General features: G+C 46.8%; 17 protein-coding genes. 13 read left to right on the forward strand and 4 right to left on the reverse strand.

Annotated features, from left to right (window positions below):
- Positions 1-33: 33 nt before the first annotated feature.
- The 10 genes from doeA to F7Y48_RS11600 all read left to right on the forward strand — a co-directional run bounded on the left by doeA (position 34) and on the right by F7Y48_RS11600 (position 10,773).
- On the forward strand, positions 34-1,221 hold the full coding sequence (gene doeA / locus F7Y48_RS11555; protein ID WP_005392731.1) for an ectoine hydrolase DoeA: 1,188 nt from the start codon (positions 34-36) through the stop codon (positions 1,219-1,221).
- A 54-nt stretch (positions 1,222-1,275) separates the two neighbouring features.
- Positions 1,276-2,283 carry a N(2)-acetyl-L-2,4-diaminobutanoate deacetylase DoeB gene (gene doeB, locus F7Y48_RS11560; protein ID WP_006741395.1) on the forward strand — a complete coding sequence of 336 codons (1,008 nt, stop codon included), beginning with the start codon at positions 1,276-1,278 and terminating at the stop codon, positions 2,281-2,283.
- A 332-nt stretch (positions 2,284-2,615) separates the two neighbouring features.
- The gene (dctP, locus tag F7Y48_RS11565; RefSeq protein WP_005392727.1) at positions 2,616-3,629 is read left to right on the forward strand and encodes a TRAP transporter substrate-binding protein DctP; all 1,014 of its coding nucleotides are present in this window, start codon (positions 2,616-2,618) and stop codon (positions 3,627-3,629) included.
- Between the two features lie 103 nt (positions 3,630-3,732).
- Entirely contained in the window at positions 3,733-4,212 is a 480-nt protein-coding gene (locus tag F7Y48_RS11570) for an Lrp/AsnC family transcriptional regulator (RefSeq protein ID WP_006741393.1), read from the forward strand.
- A gap of 155 nt (positions 4,213-4,367) precedes the next feature.
- Positions 4,368-5,888: an NAD-dependent succinate-semialdehyde dehydrogenase gene (locus tag F7Y48_RS11575; protein ID WP_053808061.1), complete on the forward strand. Its 1,521-nt coding sequence runs from the start codon at positions 4,368-4,370 to the stop codon at positions 5,886-5,888.
- Between the two features lie 41 nt (positions 5,889-5,929).
- Positions 5,930-7,336, forward strand: coding sequence for an aspartate aminotransferase family protein (locus tag F7Y48_RS11580; RefSeq protein WP_053808062.1), 1,407 nt, complete (start codon positions 5,930-5,932; stop codon positions 7,334-7,336).
- An 86-nt stretch (positions 7,337-7,422) separates the two neighbouring features.
- Positions 7,423-8,397, forward strand: a complete 975-nt coding sequence (gene eutB / locus F7Y48_RS11585; protein WP_193447415.1) for a hydroxyectoine utilization dehydratase EutB — start codon at positions 7,423-7,425, stop codon at positions 8,395-8,397.
- 14 nt (positions 8,398-8,411) lie between these two features.
- Positions 8,412-9,371 carry a cyclodeaminase gene (locus F7Y48_RS11590; protein WP_316684227.1) on the forward strand — a complete coding sequence of 320 codons (960 nt, stop codon included), beginning with the start codon at positions 8,412-8,414 and terminating at the stop codon, positions 9,369-9,371.
- A gap of 56 nt (positions 9,372-9,427) precedes the next feature.
- The gene (locus tag F7Y48_RS11595; RefSeq protein WP_114323418.1) at positions 9,428-10,204 is read left to right on the forward strand and encodes an Asp/Glu racemase; all 777 of its coding nucleotides are present in this window, start codon (positions 9,428-9,430) and stop codon (positions 10,202-10,204) included.
- Between the two features lie 47 nt (positions 10,205-10,251).
- A complete protein-coding gene (locus F7Y48_RS11600) occupies positions 10,252-10,773 on the forward strand; it encodes a DUF2058 domain-containing protein (protein WP_005392715.1) in 522 nt (173 codons plus the stop codon).
- A gap of 93 nt (positions 10,774-10,866) precedes the next feature.
- On the opposite strand, the gene F7Y48_RS11605 is transcribed toward F7Y48_RS11600, so the two are convergent.
- The 3 genes from F7Y48_RS11605 to F7Y48_RS11615 all read right to left on the reverse strand — a co-directional run bounded on the left by F7Y48_RS11605 (position 10,867) and on the right by F7Y48_RS11615 (position 12,826).
- Positions 10,867-11,481, reverse strand: coding sequence for a LysE family translocator (locus tag F7Y48_RS11605; protein WP_006741386.1), 615 nt, complete (start codon positions 11,479-11,481; stop codon positions 10,867-10,869).
- A 79-nt stretch (positions 11,482-11,560) separates the two neighbouring features.
- Complete coding sequence (locus tag F7Y48_RS11610) at positions 11,561-11,953, reverse strand: ribosome recycling factor family protein (protein WP_048624767.1); 393 nt, start codon at positions 11,951-11,953, stop codon at positions 11,561-11,563.
- A 3-nt stretch (positions 11,954-11,956) separates the two neighbouring features.
- The gene (locus tag F7Y48_RS11615; protein ID WP_046875812.1) at positions 11,957-12,826 is read right to left on the reverse strand and encodes a LysR family transcriptional regulator; all 870 of its coding nucleotides are present in this window, start codon (positions 12,824-12,826) and stop codon (positions 11,957-11,959) included.
- A gap of 105 nt (positions 12,827-12,931) precedes the next feature.
- Between F7Y48_RS11615 and F7Y48_RS11620 the strand changes: the two genes are divergently transcribed.
- Both F7Y48_RS11620 and ansB read left to right on the forward strand, forming a co-directional pair.
- Positions 12,932-14,188: an adenylosuccinate synthase gene (locus F7Y48_RS11620; protein ID WP_253650950.1), complete on the forward strand. Its 1,257-nt coding sequence runs from the start codon at positions 12,932-12,934 to the stop codon at positions 14,186-14,188.
- 370 nt (positions 14,189-14,558) lie between these two features.
- Complete coding sequence (ansB, locus tag F7Y48_RS11625) at positions 14,559-15,623, forward strand: L-asparaginase 2 (RefSeq protein WP_316684228.1); 1,065 nt, start codon at positions 14,559-14,561, stop codon at positions 15,621-15,623.
- Positions 15,624-15,699: 76 nt separating this feature from the next.
- On the opposite strand, the gene F7Y48_RS11630 is transcribed toward ansB, so the two are convergent.
- A complete protein-coding gene (locus F7Y48_RS11630; protein ID WP_005392709.1) occupies positions 15,700-16,536 on the reverse strand; it encodes a pyruvate, water dikinase regulatory protein in 837 nt (278 codons plus the stop codon).
- A gap of 251 nt (positions 16,537-16,787) precedes the next feature.
- On the opposite strand from F7Y48_RS11630, the gene ppsA reads away from it, so the two are divergent.
- Complete coding sequence (gene ppsA / locus F7Y48_RS11635; protein WP_006741382.1) at positions 16,788-19,160, forward strand: phosphoenolpyruvate synthase; 2,373 nt, start codon at positions 16,788-16,790, stop codon at positions 19,158-19,160.
- The last annotated feature ends 150 nt before the right edge of the window (positions 19,161-19,310 follow it).

Genomic DNA, 19,310 nt, shown 5'->3' on the forward strand with positions numbered 1-19,310 from the left:
CATAAGGCGTCGGATTTTTAACAAGGAGAAAATATGAGAGGCGTTGCTTTGCATTTTACACTGGATGAATTCCAGGACCGATTAACAAAAGTTCGGCAGTCGATGGAAGAACGAGAGTTGGATGTCCTTATCATTCACGATCCTTCTAACATGGCATGGCTGACAGGTTATGACGGTTGGTCTTTTTATGTCCCACAATGTGTCGTTGTAGGATCATCTGGCGAGCCTGTTTGGTTTGGGCGCTGCCAAGATGCCAATGGGGCATACAGAACTGCGTATATGTCGGCAGAAAATATCACCTACTACCCAGACCATTATGTAATGAACCCACCATTACACCCAATGGATTTTCTGGTAGAAGCGGTACTCGCCCCGCGTCTTTGGGATCGCGGCCGTATCGGTGTGGAAAAAGATAACTATTACTTTAGTGCCACCGCTTACGAGTCACTCACCACGCACTTGCCGAATGCTCAACTTCTCGATGCAACCGGGCTAGTCAATTGGTGTCGCGCCGTTAAATCTGATCAAGAACTGGCTTATATGTACCGCGCAGCTCGCATTGTTGAAAATATGCATCGCGTCGCGTTCGATATGATCGAGCCAGGATTGCCTAAACATCACCTTGTCGCCGAGATTAACCGCCAGGCAGTACTTGGGCATGAAGATCACTTTGGCGATTACACCGCGATCGTGCCGCTTTTGCCATCTGGTTCTGATGCTTCTGCACCTCACCTAACGTGGGACGACAGACCTTTCAAAAAAGGCGAAGGTACTTTTTTCGAAATCGCTGGGGCACATCGCCGTTACCATTGCCCACTCTCTCGCACTATTTTTCTTGGAGAACCGGACGACAAATTCAAACGTGCAGATGAAGCATTAACTTTAGGTCTCGAAGCAGGCTTAGAAGTCGCAAGACCAGGCAATACTTGCGCCGACATCGCCAACGCATTGAACCAAGTCCTCGATAAAGCAGGATTCTCACGTGAAGGCGCCCGATGTGGTTACCCAATTGGTCTGAGCTACCCTCCTGACTGGGGCGAACGAACCATGAGCTTGCGAGACACCGATAAAACCGTATTAAAAGAAGGCATGACATTCCACTTTATGCCGGGGCTATGGTTTGAAGATTGGGGGTTAGAAACCACCGAAAGCATTGTGATCACCCGTGATGGTGCAAAAACACTGTGTGATTTCCCACGCCACTTATTTGTTAAACACTAACTTTTCAAACCGTAAGTTCTGTTGAACTAGGCTTAAGAACAAAAAGGACTCGATATGCAAAAGAGCTCGATCACAGCCACCGTAGACTTTGACCGAGAAGGCGTGCAGCACGGCTTTTTAGCGCTGCCCTATTCCCATGATGACTCCGCTTGGGGAAGCATCATGATACCTATCACCGTGATCAAAAATGGTCACGGGCCAACGGCGCTGCTTACTGGCGGTAATCACGGTGATGAATACGAAGGTATTACCAGCCTGCTTAAATTGGCAAACTCGCTGCAAGCAGAGCAAATCCAAGGTCGCGTCATTATTGTGCCAATGATGAACTTACCTGCGGTACAAAATGCCTCGCGCACATCGTCTATCGATAAAGGGAATTTAAATCGCAGCTTTCCCGGAAACCCTGTAGGCTCAGTGACCGAAAAAATCGCGGATTACTTTACTCGTTACTTAGTACCCATGTGCGATTTTGCGTTAGACATTCATTCAGGTGGAAAAACGTTAGACATCGTGCCTTTCGCCGCAGCCCATCGTCTCGACAACCTCGATCAAGAAGAAGCATGCATCTTAGGTGCGAAACTGTTTGGCGCACCTTACACCATGATCTTGCTCGAAATGGACGCCACTAGCCTGTACGACACCGCAGTGGAATCTCAAGGCAAAATTTTCGTCACCACAGAGCTCAGAGGTGGCGGAACCAGCACTCCAGAAACCATCGCTTATGCCGACCGTGGTATTCGTAACTTCTTGCGTTTTTCGGGCAACTTATCAGGTGATTACGAAAAACCAACCCTGCCAACTAGGTTGCTTGATATGCCCGATGCAAGTTGCTACGTGCAAAGCCAGCACAACGGTATCACCGAATACTTATTTGAGCTTGGCGATACCATCAAACAAGACGATGTACTGGCAAGAATCTATTCAACCGAGCGTACAGGGAGCGACCCAATCGAATACAAAGCGCAGCGCAGTGGGATTTTTGCTGCACGTCGTTTCCCTGCCATGGTCAACATTGGTGACACGGTAGCCGTAATTGCCGAAGACTGTGGCGAATTAAACTAACTCTTACTAGGGCGTATTGACCTTTCGCGGTTAAATTTTGTTCGAGGTAAATTCGTTTTAGGCGCGGCGAAGACTATGCAGCCTAGTCATTCTAAGCAAATGGTCTTCAACAAAGCATAAAACGATTTTTGCGGGGGCGCCTAGCTCGAACCCTTCGGGCAGCCTTTGTGGTTCATTTCTACTGCGTTATCGGCTTTTTATGTAGGCCACCCACAAAGCGCTGCAAAAATCAGCTCGAAAGGTCAACACGCCCTAAACACGACACAACATCGGGTCTGGTGTATCACCTGCCGTTGGTGAATTGACTCACAAACTGATTAAGGAAGAAATGGATGAATCCGATGAAACACAGCTACCTAACGAGTGCCGTACTGATCGCAGCCAGCTTTGCCACCAGCAATGTTTATGCAGAAACGTGGAAATTCGCTCTAGAAGAAGTCAAAGGCTCGGTGCAAGATGCTTATGCGCAAGAGTTTAAAAAGCGCATCGAAAATGCAACCGATGGCGACGTCACAGTGGAAGTCTATCCATACGGCACATTAGGTCAGTCAGAAGATCTTACCGAGCTTACTGCGAACGGTATTATCCAATTTACCAACGCATCGCCAGGTATTTTTGGTTCATTCGTGCCCGAAATGCAGGTTTTCTCCATCCCTTACCTTTTGTCGCAAGACAATGATGTGAATAAAAAAGTGCTGAGTTCAAGCCCTACTATCTATGACACACTCGGCGGAAAGCTAGAACAGAAAAACCTCAAACTTCTCACTATGTATCCAGAAGGTGAAATGGTGTGGACGACCAACCGTGAGATTCGTTCTCCAAAAGATTTTGATAACTTCAAAATGCGCGTGATGGCATCGCCAATGCTGGTTGAGGCTTATAAATCGTTTGGAGCCGACCCTACGCCTTTACCCTACTCAGAAGTCTATGGTGCTCTGCAACTTAAAATGATCGATGGTCAAGTAAACCCCGTTTTTGCTATCGAAGAAATGAAGTTCTACGAAGTGAACGACTACATGATCTGGGCAGGACAACAACAATTTACTACGACTGTCATTACCAACAACAGTTGGTTCGAAACCCTCCCACAAGCCCGCCAAGATCAGGTCAATAAAGTCATCGCTGGTATGACTGACTTTATATTTGAAAAACAGGATGAGTTTAACCAAAAACGTCTTGATCAAATTAAGCAAGCAAAACCAGATATGCAGATGATCAAACTCGACAGTGACGAACGTGCAGCATTTAAACAAGCCTCTATGCCAATGCGGGACAAATACATCGAGCTTACAGGCGACAGCGGTAAAGCGGTGCTGAGCTCACTGGAGCAAGAGTTCAATCAATAACAGAATCAATAACAGAAAAAGGAGTGGCCTTCGGGCCACCTTATAGCGGTTGACCAGTCATCAACTATTCTGAACTGATTGGTATTTTACAGGGAGACCAATTATGCGCCTCGATCGCTACGACGTAAAAATTCTACAAATACTTCATGACAATGGCCGTATTACCAAATCTCACCTTGCCGAGGCCATTAACCTATCTGTGAGCCCTTGCTGGGAGCGTGTCAAAAAACTGGAAGAAGCAGGCATCATTGAAGGCTATGGGGCAAAAGTAAATACCGATGTTTTGTTCAAACGAACGTCGGTCATGGTTGAAGTTACGCTCAAAGAGCACAGCGCCCAAGCGTTCAAACGTTTCGAGCAACTGGTTCAACACTCACCAGAAGTCACTGATTGTTATGCCACAGGCGGCGGTGTCGATTACATCCTCAAAATTCAGTCGGAAGATATTGACCAATATCAGCGGCTTATCGACAACTGGTTAGAGTCAGAAGTGGGCATTGAGCGCTACTTTACTTACATCGTGACGAAAACAATCAAACGTGATGCAGGCACATTAGAAGTGAACCAAAACGCCTTGTTCTAAAAGGGAAAACACGCTTAAAAGACGACCAGAAAAATCACCATATCTAACGGTGTGGAAAAGAAAGTTTTGATGGTTTAAACCTCGGTATCAGAAATTATTTCGGTCACTTCTCCATTACAGTTTAACTATGGACAACGACGCTGGGAGAAGGACTCATGACAGCACTGCACAGCTTACATGCTGAGGAATTAAAAGCCTCGCACGACATGATGGCGATAATGAAAGACGTACGTTTGGTGAGAGGTTTAGCGTACGTAAATGGCAAATGGGTAAGTGGTGACCAATTTCATCCGGTGGATAATCCAGCGGATGGGACGGTCATCGGCTACATCACCAAGCTATCTCAGCAACAACTCTATCAAGCGATTGATGAAGCCGACCAAGCCTTTCGTCAATGGCGAAAAATGCAAGCAGAAGAGCGCGCTGAAATTCTCATGCGTTGGCACGATCTGATTTTAGAATCAAAACAAGATCTTGCTCGTTTGATGGTTATGGAACAAGGCAAAACATTAGGTGATGCTTTGGGTGAAATCGACTACGGCGCATCCTTTGTTCGTTGGTTTGCAGAGGAAGCACGCCGCAGTTATGGCGAAACCATCCCAAGTCATATTCCGAATGCGCAGCTATCGACGGTACGCGAGCCGATTGGTGTCGCAGCACTGATTACACCATGGAATTTTCCTAATGCAATGGTCACCCGTAAAGCCGCCGCAGCATTAGCGATAGGCTGTCCGGTGCTCATCAAACCTGCCAGCGAAACGCCTTTCTCCGCATTGGCCTTGGCAGAATTAGCAGACCGAGCCGGCTTTCCACCTGGTGTATTTAACGTGATTACTGGCGATGCGGTGATGGTGTCACAAACCTTGTGTCACTCCGATAAAGTCAAAGCACTCTCGTTCACAGGTTCAACTCGAGTGGGTAAGTTGCTGCTGCGCGACGCGGCACAAACCGTGAAGAAGTGCAGTATGGAGCTCGGCGGTAATGCCCCTTTCATCGTGCTGCCAGATATGGATGTCGAGCAAGCAGCCAAAGCCGCCGTGGATGCCAAGTTTCAAACTGCAGGACAAGACTGCTTGGCCGCAAACCGTATTTTCGTCCCCGAAGATAAGTACGAAGCGTTTTTGGAAGCGTTTGCCAAAGAAATGAGCCACATCGTTTTAGGCAATGGTTTAGATGAAAAAACCACCATGGGGCCGCTGATCAATCGCACTGCGGTGGATAAAGCGCATGATTTGGTGCGTGACGCACTCGACAAAGGCGCGCGATTGGTAGCGGGATACCACCAGCCCGTACCAGGCGAAAACTTCTTCGCGCCGACATTGCTAGCCGATGTCACCCCTGATATGGCGGTGTATCGCGAAGAGAATTTTTGTCCTGTGGCAGGCGTGTTGCCTTACCAAGACTTAGATACCGTGATTGAAATGAGCAACGACACTGAGTACGGCTTAGCTGCCTATGTTTATGGCCACGATATTCACCAAATTTGGCGCTGCATGCGTGGTTTGGAATTTGGCATGGTGAGCGTGAACTCCGTCAAGATGACTGGCCACCCTATCCCATTTGGCGGTGTGAAACAGTCAGGGCTTGGACGAGAAGGCAGTCGCCACGGCTTTGAAGAATACAGTGAAATCAAATACTGCTGTTTAGGCGCTTTACCAACCGTCAGTGGCAGTTAAGGCACGAAATATGGATATCCAATTATTCGAGGAGAAGGATCATGAGCAACAAAACCCAACAACTTTTAGAGATCGACCGTCAGAGAGTATTTCATGCCTCAACCCACCTGAAGCAGTATGCGGCTGGGGAGCTTTCGGGAAGAATTATCTCGAGCGGAAGCGGAATACGCATCACCGATTCAGAAGGCATCGAGCTGATAGACGGCTTTGCCGGGTTGTATTGTGTGAACATTGGCTATGGCAGGACTGAAATGGCCGATGCTATTTATGAACAAGCCAAAGAGCTGGCGTACTACCACACTTACGTCGGTCATACGAACGAAGCACTAGTGACACTGTCAGATCGCATCATCAAAATGGCGCCTGAAGGCATGAGTAAAGTCTACTACGGCATGTCAGGCAGTGATGCGAACGAAACTCAACTTAAGTTGGTGTGGTATTACAACAATGCTCGTGGTCTACCAGAGAAGAAAAAAATTATCTCCCGTGATCGCGGCTACCATGGCTCAAGTATCGCTTCGGGTTCAATGACAGGGCTGCCTCTTTTCCACGCACATTTTGATTTACCACTTGAGCGCATCAAGCACACCATGGCGCCGTATTACTATCGCCGTGAAGACGAGAGCATGTCTGAGCTTGAATTCTCTCAATATTGTGCGGATCAACTCGAAGCGATGATCTTGGAAGAAGGCCCAGAAACGGTAGCAGCGATGATTGCGGAGCCAGTGCTCGGTACTGGTGGTATTGTGCCACCACCAGAAGGGTACTGGCAGGCGATTCGTAAAGTACTCGACAAATACGATGTACTCTTGATTGCGGATGAAGTGGTCTGTGGCTTTGGCCGCCTCGGCTCCGATTTTGGCTCACTGCACTACGACATGAAACCGGATCTCATCACGGTAGCGAAAGGGTTAACCTCAGCGTATCAACCGCTGTCTGGCGTGATCGTCGGTGAACGAGTTTGGAGTGTGCTAGAAAACGGCACCGACCAATGGGGCGCTATCGGACACGGTTATACCTACTCCGGTCACCCAATGGGAGCGGCAGCCGCGAACTGCAACCTCGATATCATTGAACGTGAAGGCTTGGTGCAAAACGCAGCCGAAGTCGGCGCTTACTTGCAGCAACGTATGGCGGAGACGTTTAACGATCATCCATTGGTCGGTGATACTCGTGGCGTTGGCTTGTTGCATGCGTTGGAGTTTTCTTCAGACAAACTCCGCCGAGCACACTTTGATCCAAACTTGAAAGTAGGTCCGCAAATCGCGGCAGCCTGTTTAGAGCAAGGCTTAATCGCTCGTGCCATGCCACATGGTGACATCCTCGGCTTTGCTCCACCGCTTATCGCGAACCGTAATGACATCGACACTATTGTCGACAAAGCGCACCAAGCGGTCAATAAAGTGATGGATAACCTCGTCACGTCTAAACAGTGGCAGCCAAAATAGCCGCGAATTAACCAACTCACAAACCTACCAATGATTACCGCCCCCTCTGACCAAATTAGAGGGGGCGGTCCTAAGAGACGTACTACATGGAAACACAAGCAATCTTTGCCGCAAAGAAAGCGATTAACGGATTAGTCAGTCGCACACCATTACTTCACTCACCACTGTTATCGCAACAATATCAATGTGAAATTTGGTTAAAACTGGAAACACTACAACCTATTGGTGCTTTTAAATTGCGTGGAGCGACTCATGCCATGAACAAACTGAGTGAGGAACAAAAACAACATGGCGTCGTCACTTGCTCTACTGGTAATCACGGCCGTGCCGTGGCTTATGCTGGGCAACGACTAGGAGTCCGCACCGTGATTTGTATGTCCAATTTAGTGCCACAAAACAAAGTCGACGCAATTAAAGCATTAGGCGCAGAAGTTCGAATAGTTGGTCAAGCTCAAGACGACGCGGAGCGAGAAGCATTGAGGCTAACAGAAGAAGAGTCGATGACCTATCTCTCACCATTCGAACACCCAGACATCATCGCCGGACAAGGGACCATTGGGCTAGAAATCATTGAAGATCTTCCTGATGTCGACGTCATTTTCGCCGGGCTATCTGGCGGCGGATTGATTGGTGGTATTGGCTTAGCCGCAAAATCAAACAGCAGCAAAGTGAACGTGTATGGCGTTTCCATGGACAAAGGCGCAGCGATGGTAGAAAGCATTAAAGCAGGAAAACCAGTACAAGTTGAAGAGCACGAATCGTTTGCTGACAGCTTAGGTGGCGGCATAGGTTTAGACAATCGCTATACCTTCAAACTCGTGCAAGAAGTCATGGATAAAGCGTTTTTAGTCAGTGAACACAACATCGCCAAAGGCATGGCAGATATTTTCGATGCAGAAAAATTTGCCGTAGAAGGCGCGGCCGCAGTGGGGCTTGCCGCCATTCACCAGCATCAACTGGACTTATGCGGTAAGAAAGTCGTTTTGGTGCTCAGTGGAAAAAACGTCTCTTCAGACACTTTTGAGACGGCATTAAAAATTGGCCGCCAAGTCAAAGAATAACCGAGGTCGTGCGAATGAAAATCTATAATAAATCTCAGATAGAGCAAGTGACTCAGTTAGATCTTAATGCGTTAGCGGCCGTGGAAAATGGCTTCAAAGCACTTGGGCAAGGCAACGTCACCATGCCTCCGATTCTTAGTATGGCAATCGAAGAACATAACGGCGAAGTGGATGTAAAAACGGCGCATATCAAAGGCAATGAGCGCTTCGCGATAAAAATCAGCCCAGTTTTTTTTGATAACCCAAAACTGGGACTACCCAGCCTAAATGGTTTGATGGTGCTCTTTAGCGCGAAAACAGGGCTGGTTGATAGCGTATTGTTTGACGAAGGGTATCTAACCGACATTCGTACTGCTCTCGCCGGCGCTATCTCCGCGAAATACCTGTCGAACTCAGAAGCATCCAAAATTACGGTTATTGGCAGTGGGCTTCAAGCAGAACTACAAGTCGCTGCAATAAAATTAGTTAGGCCAATCTCCCAAGTGAACATCTGGGCAAGAGACAACACAAAATCGCAGGCTTACAAACAACGTATGGAGCAACGATACGATCTATCCGTATCCGTACACTCCTCTATCCAGCAAGCATGCCAAGAAGCCGACATTATTGTCACGACAACACCATCAAAAGAACCTTTGCTGAATTGGGAAGATATCCCATCCGGAGCACACGTGATCGCTATGGGTTCAGACAGCCCTCATAAACGTGAGCTTGCCACCTCAGTCATCCTAAACGCTGAGCATCTGGTGGTTGATCGAATCAGTCAGTCAGAATCACTTGGCGAATTACGTGGTGTAGACAAACCGCTCACCCGTAGCCTAGTCGAACTTGGCGACATCATTTGCGGCAAGCCCCCCTACTCAAGGCGTGTTGACGATGTTTCGGTATGTGATTTAACGGGAACTGGCGTTCAAGACACCGCAATCGCTGACTATACCGCTCAACAACTCACCAGCATTCAATCCACGATGTAACTTATTCCCTGTGACTTTGGCGGTGGGCAACCACCGCACTTTTTGAGGGCCGTAACATGCCAGAGCTCTGTACGTTTCAATCTTTAACCACTCAGTTTGAGTTTTCGGCGGATGTATCCGCTTATCAACGTTCAATCGGACTCATTCAACTCGCGACCGACTATGTGCTAGAAAACGAATGGCGCGAGCATTTACCCGCAGATGTTCGCTTATACACTTCACGCTTTCTCACTACAGGTACTGTCGATCCTCTGCACTTAACAGACATGCAAAACAGTATCCGCGAGTGTGTACGCACCATCGTGCCAATGTGGCCAATCAACGTCATGGCGTTTGGCTGTACGTCAGCTAGTGTGCTCATTGGCTCCGATCAAATCACTGATTTAATTCGTCAAGAGAGACCCGAAGCCATAACAACTAACCCTTGGCAAGCCGCACTGAGAGCGCTTGAACACCATCAAGCTCAAAGAATCGTTATGCTGACGCCGTATACCAATGACGTCAATCACCCACTTTATGAGTCCATGACCGAACATGGCATTGACGTTCTGGCCTTTGGGTATTTCAATCTCGACTACGATCCCCATATCCCAACCATCGGAGGACAAGACGTAGAAAATGCCTTAGCGCAGCTGCTTGAGTCGATTGATTGCACTGTGGACGCGGTATTTATTTCATGCACGAACATGCGAGTCATGCATCTACTGCCTTATTTCTCAAGCCGCTTTGGTATTCCTGTACTAAGCTCCAACCAAGTGATGCTTTGGGACGCATTGCGTTTGCTTGAGTCCGATAATTTCTCCGACGTGTCATCATCGCCCTTTCCTTGCTGATAAGGACTCGCTAAAATGCACAAAATTGCGCACTAACTGGATGAAACATGGCAAAACTTACCCTTCAAGAACAAATGCTGAAAGCTGGCTTAGTTAATGAAAAGAAACTAAAGAAAGCGAAGAAAGGCTCTAAAAAATCACGCGTTCAAGCACGCGAAGTAAAAGCGGCGGTTGAAGAGAATAAACGCCAACAGTTAGAGCGTGATAAACAATTGAGCGAACAGCAAAATGCCGAGCGTTTGAATAAAGAGATCAAAGCGCAAATCAATCAATTGATTGAGATGAACAAGATCGACTTAAAAGATGGCGATATTAAGTACAACTTCACCGATGGCACCTTGGTTAAGTCACTGTATGTTGATGCTCTCATCCGTGAACAGTTGATTAAAGGCATTCTAGCCATTGCGATTGTCGGTGAAAGCTACGTTGTCATTCCACGCGGAGTAGCGAATAAAATTGCTCAACGTGATGAATCCGTCATCATCGAACAGAAAGAACCAGAATCGGACATTCCAGCAGAAGACGACCCATACGCAGATTTCGTCGTGCCAGATGACTTGATGTGGTAACAACAAACAATAGATGCATCAACGAAAAGAGCCGCTGATATAACATCAGCGGCTCTTTTTTAATAGAAAAATACGCTACAGAAATGATATGCGTTATTGCTTACTTAGTAGCAAATTCACACCAGATGCTGCTAAAAACAGCGAACATCCGCGATTAAAACGTTTCGCCATTTTTGGATTTGAAAACCAGTGTCTCAAGTACAAACCAAAGATGGCATAGATTGAAATGGCGACCATTTCTAATATCAAAAACGTGGAGCCAAGGGCAAAAAACTGCTCTTGAACGTTGGCGTTCACGTCTACAAACTGCGGCAAAAACGCAGTAAAAATAAGAATCGCCTTCGGGTTACCGGCGGCAAGCGTAAACTCTTGTTTCGCAAGCCCTGCATAGTTGCGTGAGTTAGTTAACTCAGAGATCGGGCTCGATTCCGAACGCCAAAGGTTGAATGCAATCCACAATAGATACAACGCACCCACCAGCTTTAACGCTAAAAACAGCATTTCTGATGTGTACAAAATCACGGCGAGCCCAGAGGCAGACAGCGCGATCATGCCAGAAAATGCCGTAATACGCCCTAAACTAGCGACAAACGCGGCACGAAAACCGTAACAACGCGCATTATTCATTGCCAATAAGTTGTTTGGGCCTGGAGTCATATTCAGAGCAAAGCAAGCGGGAATAAAAAGGAGGAGCTTCCAAATATCCATGATAAAAAATGGCCTTAATTTTTAGTAATAGCCCGCACCGTAACATTGGCTGCTAGAATGAGTAAATAAAAATTCTACGCTAGAGCATTTCCGCTTCAAACCGAGCTGCTCTGGCTTGCGCAATCGTACAGTGCGTTTCTGTCATCAACTCCGCCAAGGTGATATTTGGGTTTTGCACCACCAACCGAATCAGTTTTTCTTCCAACGGTTCCAGTTTGTCCTGATGAACGGATAACCCTTTCTCCAACTTATTCATCACAAACCTTAGCTCTTCACACTGCCCTGCTTTTAGCTGATCAAGTAACGCTTTTAAGTTCAAAGCTTCTCCAGAAACTTGCCAATGACGTGAGCGCCTAACTCGCTTAACGTCACACCCGCAATCCGCCGCAATGACTTTAATGCGTTTAGCATTCTCACCGCCAATGCGATGAATCAGAGAGGGCAGCGAAACAATAATGTCGTCATCTTTCATCCGTTACTCTCCCACTACTGACACATTCTCTCCAACCCAAGTGAGTAGCTGTTTGGCGGCTTTGGAGAGTACCTGATTTTGGCGCACAATGTAGCCGAAATCGGTGTTTGGAAAACTAGGCAAAGGCGTGCTCTCTCGGGAAAGCGTTAACCTCGGATCAAGAGAGAAATCCGGCACAATGGCGGTCCCAAACCCCGCTTCTGCCCAGTCGATTTGTGCTTCCACACTGCCCACTTCCATCACGCGATGCTTCGGCAGATTTAACTCAGGTAAAGACGCATCTATCAGCTCACGGGTTCGCGTGTCGTGCCCTAGCAAAATCAACGTCTGGCTCTCTTTTCGATTGTCCTGCCACTCAAAAATGTTATCGCCGAACGCACACCAATGAATCTGCGTGAGAGGAGTAAAATGCAGCGGTTGACTCTCTTTTTGTGCGATAACAAAGCCGATATCGGCACGCGCACTTTTCACCAAATCCACCGCTTGAGAAGACGTGGTATTGAACAATGCCAAGTCGATACCCGGGTATTCACTTTTGAATTGCTGAAATGGTTTGATAAGAAGTAAACGCGAAACGATATCACTTGCCGCGATAGAGAGCGTCCCTTGCGTGAGATCATTGATGGCATTGAGATCCGACTGGCAAATTTGCAGCTCATTAAGCATCCGCTGCGCCGTATCTAACAAACGCTTCCCCGCCTGCGTCAGCTGTACAGGATTTCGCTCAATCAATTTCGTGCGCGTGGCCTGCTCCAACTGCTTGATATGCAAGCTGACGTTTGGTTGCGTCATGTGCAGTTCCGTCGCTGTTTTGCCGAAATGCTTTACCTCTGCAAGAGTTACGAAGGTTCGCAGCCAGTTCAAATCTAACATTGCCAATTCCGATATGAAATTCTTATCAAGTTAATGAGTATAATTAATTTCTCTTATTATGGCGAACGCCTTAAGATTTTTGCATCTGTTTTTGGAGATTAAATTATGTCGTCTATCGTTGTTGTGGGTGCAAACTGGGGTGATGAAGGCAAAGGCCGCATCGTTGACTTTTTGGCAGAGCAAGCTTCTGCGAGCATTCGTTTCCAAGGTGGTAACAACGCGGGTCACACCGTGGTTAACGATCTAGGTACGTTTAAGCTGCACCAGCTACCAAGTGGCGTATTCAACCCAGACTGTTTGGCAGTGTTAGGTCCGGGTATGGTTATCAGCCCTGCGTTGCTGTCTCAGGAGATTGCGGAAGTTGAAGAAGCGGGCGTAAAAGTGAATATGTGCATCTCTGATCGCGCAACACTGTGTCTACCTCTACACGCACTAGAAGATACGCTAGAAGAACAGCGTTTAGGCGACAAAGCATACGGCTCAACTCGTCAAGGTATTGCACCTGCGTACGGTGACCGCGTAATGAAGAAAGGCATCCTAGTTGGTTGGTTGAAGCAACCAGAAGTATTGGTTGAACGCCTTCAATTCATGATGGATTGGAAACTGCCACAACTGCGTGCGCTTTACCCGACGTTCGATTTTGAACAAACCGCTGAAGAACTGGCGAACTGGCTGCTAGAAGTATCTGCACCTTGGCGCGATTCAATTTGCAACGTAACGCTGCCTCTAAAAGAGCTACAAACAAAAGACAAAACACTGTTGTTCGAAGCGCAGCTTGGTGCGGGTCGTGACCTTGTTTACGGTGAGTACCCTTGGACAACATCTTCTAACGTTGTATCAATGTATGCGGGTATCGGCAGTGGTCTTCCAGCACTTCGTCCTGAGCGCGTTATTGCGGTTGCAAAAGCATTCAGCTCATCAGTAGGTACCGGTACGTTGATCACGGCAATGGAAGAGCAAGACGCTTTCCGCGAACTTGCAGGCGAGTTTGGTGCAACTACAGGTCGCCCACGCGATATGGGCTACTTCGACGCAGTCGCTACGAAGAACGGTGTTGAACTGCAAGCAGCAACTGAAATTGCGCTAACTAAAGTAGACTGTTTGACTGGTCTTAACGATCTGAAAATCTGTGTTGGCTACGAAGGCGACCACAGCGAAAACCCAATCTGGCCTCAAACTGCATCTCTTGCGCCAATCTACGAGAAGATGGAAAGCTGGAGCGAGGACATCACAGGTTGTCGTAAGTTTGAAGAGCTTCCAGTAGCAGCACAGAAATACGTTCTACGCATTGAGGAACTGATGGGCGTACCAGTAAAAATGGTGTCTGTGGGTCCTGGTCGTGAACAAATGATTATGCGATAAGATGTGAATTAACACATCATTGGCAAGCGGCTTTTATCTGTTCCGGGGTAAAGCCGCTTTTTTTTACACTGTAAACTTTGAAGAAGTTGCACTTCTCCATTCGTGTTTAGTAACCTAATCGCGCCTCCCTTCCCTCTTTATTTATCAATCAATAGATTAGAGCATATAACGCATTGTGCACGTTATTAGTACATCTCACTTGTTAAAGAAGCACGTTATTTAAGTTAATTGTTTGAATTAATGTTCTTTAACTGATTGCTTGATCACGATCTTCATCTGCAATTTGTTGAACTAGTACTCAAAAAATCTAACCCGCTGTTTTTAGGATAGATGAGTTCCCCAACATCCAACCTAACAGCAGGTGATTCCCATGACGAAAAATCTTTTCCGCCTCAGTACGATAACTCTCGGTTTATGCATCAGTTCGTTCTCTTTTGCGCAATCCGAACTTCCGAACATTAAAATTCTTGCCACTGGCGGCACCATAGCAGGCGCAGGTCAATCTGCGACAGAGTCAAACTACACCGCAGGTAAAGTCGGTGTCGAATCATTGATTTCTGCGGTACCTAGCATGACCAACATTGCAGATATTTCCGGAGAGCAAGTGGTCAGTATTGGTTCACAAGATATGAATGATGAGGTATGGCTTAAATTAGCCAAACGCGTCAACGAACTGCTCGCTCAAGATGATGTTGACGGTATCGTCATTACTCATGGTACCGATACATTAGAAGAAACCGCTTACTTCCTTGATCTGACCGTCAAGAGCAAAAAGCCAGTTGTGATCGTCGGTGCAATGCGTCCTTCCACCGCAATGAGTGCTGATGGCCCAGTTAATTTATACAACGCCGTCGTGACAGCCACCGATGAAGATTCTGAAGGGCGCGGCGTGTTAGTCGCGATGAATGAAACTATTTTCGATGCGCGAGACGTAACTAAAACAAACACCACTTCCGTCAGTACTTTCCAGTCACCTAACTTTGGTCCTATCGGTTACATTCATAATAGCGATGCCAAATATCAACGAAGCCCAGAGCGTAAACATACGACAGAAACCCCATTCGATGTATCAAAACTCAACACACTACCTAAAGTAGGCATTGTTTATAACTATGCAAATGCGTCGAGCTTACCAGTCAAAGCCTTTGTGGATGCGAAGTTTGACGGCATCGTAAGTGCTGGTGTCGGTAATGGTAACTTATACCACACGGTCTTTGATGAGTTAGAAAAAGCGAGCAAAGATGGCGTTGTTGTTGTAAGGAGCTCTCGCACACCAACCGGCTCAACCACTTTGGATGCTGAAATTGATGACGACAAATATGGCTTTGTTGCCTCAGGCACACTAAACCCACAAAAAGCACGTATCTTACTGATGCTGTCACTGACTCAGACCAAAAACTATCAAGACATCCAAAAGATGTTCCAATACTATTAATTCTGTCTAAGGTTCCTTCGATAGAGGAGGTACACACCTTACCTCCTCTTCCACATAGCGACATGAGCTTGTCTTGTTAGCCAAACAAACGGCGCTTCATCCCTGCTTTTTCAAGAATACGCGTGGTGATCTCTTCCACAGAGAGAGAGGACGTATTGATGTATGGGATCGCCTCTCTTCTAAACAACGCCTCTACGGTGTCTAGCTCCAACTTACACTGCTCAGTACTGGCGTAATCACTTCCAGACAAACGATTCTCACGGATTTCAGTCAAACGTTCAGGGTCGATAGTCAGCCCAAACAACTTATGACGATGGATCTCAAACTCAGGTAACAAACGCATCATCTTCACGTCTTCCGCGATAAATGGGTAGTTCACGACACGCAAACCAAACTGCATCGCCATATATAGGCTGGTGGGGGTTTTCCCGCTGCGCGATACGCCAAGTAAGATGATATCAGCTTGCTCCAACCCTTTTAGCGTAATTCCATCATCATGCGCCAATGTATATTCAATGGCCGCGATACGGTCGAAGTAGGTATCGGAATCTTTCCCCACACTACGAGAACGTTGCAACTTGGGTTTTGGCGCCATCTGAATGTCGTCTTGCACTTTCTGTACAATGCTTTCCAACACATCGTAGCTGTATGCAGGCGCTTCCAGCAGCATTTCACGTACGTCTGGCACCACGATAGAGAAAAACACCAGAGGTTTGACGCCATTGCGTTGGTAGGAAGTTTCAATTTCTTTTACAACGTCAGCAACTTTGTCCTGGCTTTCTACGAACGGAAAGGTTTTTTCGTTAGGAATGAACGGAAATTGACCGAGAACAACATGTCCTAATGTCTCACATGTTATCGCCGTACCGTCAGAAACATAGAACACATCACGACTTTGGTTATTTATTTGCATTTCTGTTTAATTTTTCAAAATCTTTTGAGTAGGATGGTAAACATAATATTAATAAATCAGTTTGGCTTTCAGTTAGGTTCACCACAGCTTTAAAAATTCTTTTGAATTTTTTTCAGCCAGAACGTAATCGTTTGCCTTTGATATCAATCTAAATGAAGCAATGTATGGTCAACGTGTAATAACAGCCAACATGCGATTGTTTAGAGCGATTTAAGTCCCCCTACTAAGCTGCAATGTTTCTGGAGAAAGACATGCAAAAGAACACCCTCTGGTTCAATGGCCTATCCATGGATGATGTCGACAAAGTCGGCGGTAAGAATGCTTCACTTGGCGAAATGGTTTCTAACCTAGCGAACGCAGGCGTTTCTGTACCAAATGGTTTTGCGACAACCTCATACGCGTTTAACCAATTCCTTGACCACGAAGGTTTGGATGAGCGTATTCACCAATTACTTGATGAACTAGACGTTGAGGATGTGGAAGCTCTGCGTAAGACAGGTGCAACCATCCGTCAATGGGTATTAGAGGCCCCTTTCCCTGCGGACCTTGAACAAGAAATCCGTGAAAACTACCAAGAACTGATTGAAGGCAACCCTGAGCTTTCAGTCGCAGTTCGTTCATCTGCTACGGCAGAAGACCTGCCTGATGCTTCTTTTGCTGGTCAGCAAGAAACGTTTTTGAACGTGAAAGGCATCGACGCAGTACTAGAAGCAACTAAGCACGTTTACGCTTCTCTATTTAACGACCGTGCGATCTCTTACCGTGTACACCAAGGTTTCGACCACCGTGGTATCTCGCTATCGGCGGGTATCCAACGTATGGTGCGTTCAGACAAAGCTTCTTCGGGTGTAATGTTTACGCTTGATACTGAGTCTGGTTTCGACCAAGTTGTCTTCATCACCTCTTCATGGGGCCTAGGTGAAATGGTCGTTCAAGGCGCAGTAAACCCTGATGAATTCTACGTTCATAAGCCAATGCTTGAAGCAGGTGAGCACCCGATCGTTAAGAAAACATTTGGTTCTAAGTTGATCAAAATGATCTACTCTGACAACCAAGAGATCGGCAAACAAGTTGATATCGTTGATACTTCTGATGAAGAGCGCAACACGTTCTCACTGAACGACGAAGAGATCAAAGAGCTCGCCAAACAAGCGATGATCATCGAGAAGCACTACCAGCGTCCAATGGACATTGAGTGGGCAAAAGATGGCATCGACGGCAAGCTGTACATTGTTCAAGCGCGTCCTGAAACCGTATGTTCACAAACGGAACAAAACGTGATTGAGCGCTACGAGCTACAGAACAAAGCAGATGTTTTGATTGAAGGTCGTGCCATCGGTCAACGTATCGGTAAAGGTGCAGTACGTTTGGTTGACTCTCTGGACCAAATGTCATTGGTTCAGGAAGGTGATGTGTTGGTTACAGACATGACTGATCCAGACTGGGAACCAGTGATGAAGAAAGCTTCTGCTATTGTTACCAACCGTGGCGGACGTACTTGTCACGCAGCAATCATTGCTCGTGAACTTGGTATTCCTGCAATCGTTGGCTGTGGCGATGCGACAAGCAAACTGACTGATGGCGCAACAGTAACAGTATCTTGTGCAGAAGGCGAAACGGGTTACGTTTACCAAGGTGAACTTGAGTTTGATGTAAAACGCTCTTCTGTTGATGAACTGCCACTGCTGCCGACCAAAGTGATGATGAATGTGGGCAACCCAGATCGCGCATTCGACTTTGCTCAGATTCCAAACGAAGGTGTTGGCCTTGCTCGTCTAGAGTTCATCATCAACAAGATGATCGGTATTCACCCGAAAGCATTACTTAACTTTGATGCGCAAAGCGATGAGCTAAAAGCAGAAATTAAACAGCGCATTCGTGGTTACAAAGATCCTATCGATTTCTACGTGAGCAAGCTGACTGAAGGCATCGCGACTATCGCTTCTGCTTTCTGGCCAAAACGCGTCATCGTTCGTATGTCTGACTTTAAGTCTAACGAATACAGCAACTTGGTTGGTGGTAAAGCCTACGAACCGCATGAAGAAAACCCAATGCTCGGCTTCCGTGGTGCGTCTCGTTACATTTCTCCAGTGTTTGAAGATTGCTTCGAGTTAGAAACTCAAGCTATCAAGCGCGTTCGTAACGAAATGGGTCTGAAGAACGTTGAAATCATGATCCCATTCGTGCGTACACCAAGCGAAGCTGCATCAGTGATAGATTTGCTAGCGAAGTTTGATCTGCGCCGTGGCGACCAAGGTCTGAAAGTCATCATGATGTGTGAGCTGCCATCCAACGCCGTGCTTGCTGACGAGTTCTTGAAGTACTTCGATGGTTTCTCTATCGGTTCAAACGACATGACTCAGCTAACGCTTGGTCTGGACCGTGATTCTGGCGACGTGGCACATCTGTTTGATGAGCGTAACGCAGCAGTGAAAATCATGCTGAAAATGGCAATAGACGCAGCAACCAAAGCTGGTAAGTACGTGGGTATTTGTGGTCAGGGCCCATCAGATCATGAAGATTTGGCGGAATGGTTGATGGAGCAAGGCATCAGCTCTGTTTCACTAAACCCAGACACCGTTATCGATACTTGGTTACAGCTCGGTAAAGTTAGCAGCAAGTAACGCGCTAAAAACTCAAGCCCTCACACTCCCCTTGTGAGGGCTTTGTTATTCATACGTCATTTCGCAATCAGTTCGTGATTCCTCTCTCAAGATCGCCATTTAGTCAATTTCATTATCAAAGTCTGATGACCTAGAATGAATGATGTATCG

The sequence above is a fragment of the Vibrio sp. 2-1-2a genome, from assembly GCF_032648565.1.
Classification (GTDB): Bacteria; Pseudomonadota; Gammaproteobacteria; order Enterobacterales; family Vibrionaceae; genus Vibrio; species Vibrio diabolicus.

What these genes read in the sequence shown, in the direction of transcription:
- doeA (WP_005392731.1), top strand. Translation starts at nt 34, where the DNA reads ATGAGAGGCGTTGCTTTGCATTTTACACTGGATGAATTCCAGGACCGA.
- doeB (WP_006741395.1), top strand. Translation starts at nt 1,276, where the DNA reads ATGCAAAAGAGCTCGATCACAGCCACCGTAGACTTTGACCGAGAAGGC.
- dctP (WP_005392727.1), top strand. Translation starts at nt 2,616, where the DNA reads ATGAATCCGATGAAACACAGCTACCTAACGAGTGCCGTACTGATCGCA.
- F7Y48_RS11570 (WP_006741393.1), top strand. Translation starts at nt 3,733, where the DNA reads ATGCGCCTCGATCGCTACGACGTAAAAATTCTACAAATACTTCATGAC.
- F7Y48_RS11575 (WP_053808061.1), top strand. Translation starts at nt 4,368, where the DNA reads ATGACAGCACTGCACAGCTTACATGCTGAGGAATTAAAAGCCTCGCAC.
- F7Y48_RS11580 (WP_053808062.1), top strand. Translation starts at nt 5,930, where the DNA reads ATGAGCAACAAAACCCAACAACTTTTAGAGATCGACCGTCAGAGAGTA.
- eutB (WP_193447415.1), top strand. Translation starts at nt 7,423, where the DNA reads ATGGAAACACAAGCAATCTTTGCCGCAAAGAAAGCGATTAACGGATTA.
- F7Y48_RS11590 (WP_316684227.1), top strand. Translation starts at nt 8,412, where the DNA reads ATGAAAATCTATAATAAATCTCAGATAGAGCAAGTGACTCAGTTAGAT.
- F7Y48_RS11595 (WP_114323418.1), top strand. Translation starts at nt 9,428, where the DNA reads ATGCCAGAGCTCTGTACGTTTCAATCTTTAACCACTCAGTTTGAGTTT.
- F7Y48_RS11600 (WP_005392715.1), top strand. Translation starts at nt 10,252, where the DNA reads ATGGCAAAACTTACCCTTCAAGAACAAATGCTGAAAGCTGGCTTAGTT.
- F7Y48_RS11605 (WP_006741386.1), bottom strand. Translation starts at nt 11,481, where the DNA reads ATGGATATTTGGAAGCTCCTCCTTTTTATTCCCGCTTGCTTTGCTCTG.
- F7Y48_RS11610 (WP_048624767.1), bottom strand. Translation starts at nt 11,953, where the DNA reads ATGAAAGATGACGACATTATTGTTTCGCTGCCCTCTCTGATTCATCGC.
- F7Y48_RS11615 (WP_046875812.1), bottom strand. Translation starts at nt 12,826, where the DNA reads ATGTTAGATTTGAACTGGCTGCGAACCTTCGTAACTCTTGCAGAGGTA.
- F7Y48_RS11620 (WP_253650950.1), top strand. Translation starts at nt 12,932, where the DNA reads ATGTCGTCTATCGTTGTTGTGGGTGCAAACTGGGGTGATGAAGGCAAA.
- ansB (WP_316684228.1), top strand. Translation starts at nt 14,559, where the DNA reads ATGACGAAAAATCTTTTCCGCCTCAGTACGATAACTCTCGGTTTATGC.
- F7Y48_RS11630 (WP_005392709.1), bottom strand. Translation starts at nt 16,536, where the DNA reads ATGCAAATAAATAACCAAAGTCGTGATGTGTTCTATGTTTCTGACGGT.
- ppsA (WP_006741382.1), top strand. Translation starts at nt 16,788, where the DNA reads ATGCAAAAGAACACCCTCTGGTTCAATGGCCTATCCATGGATGATGTC.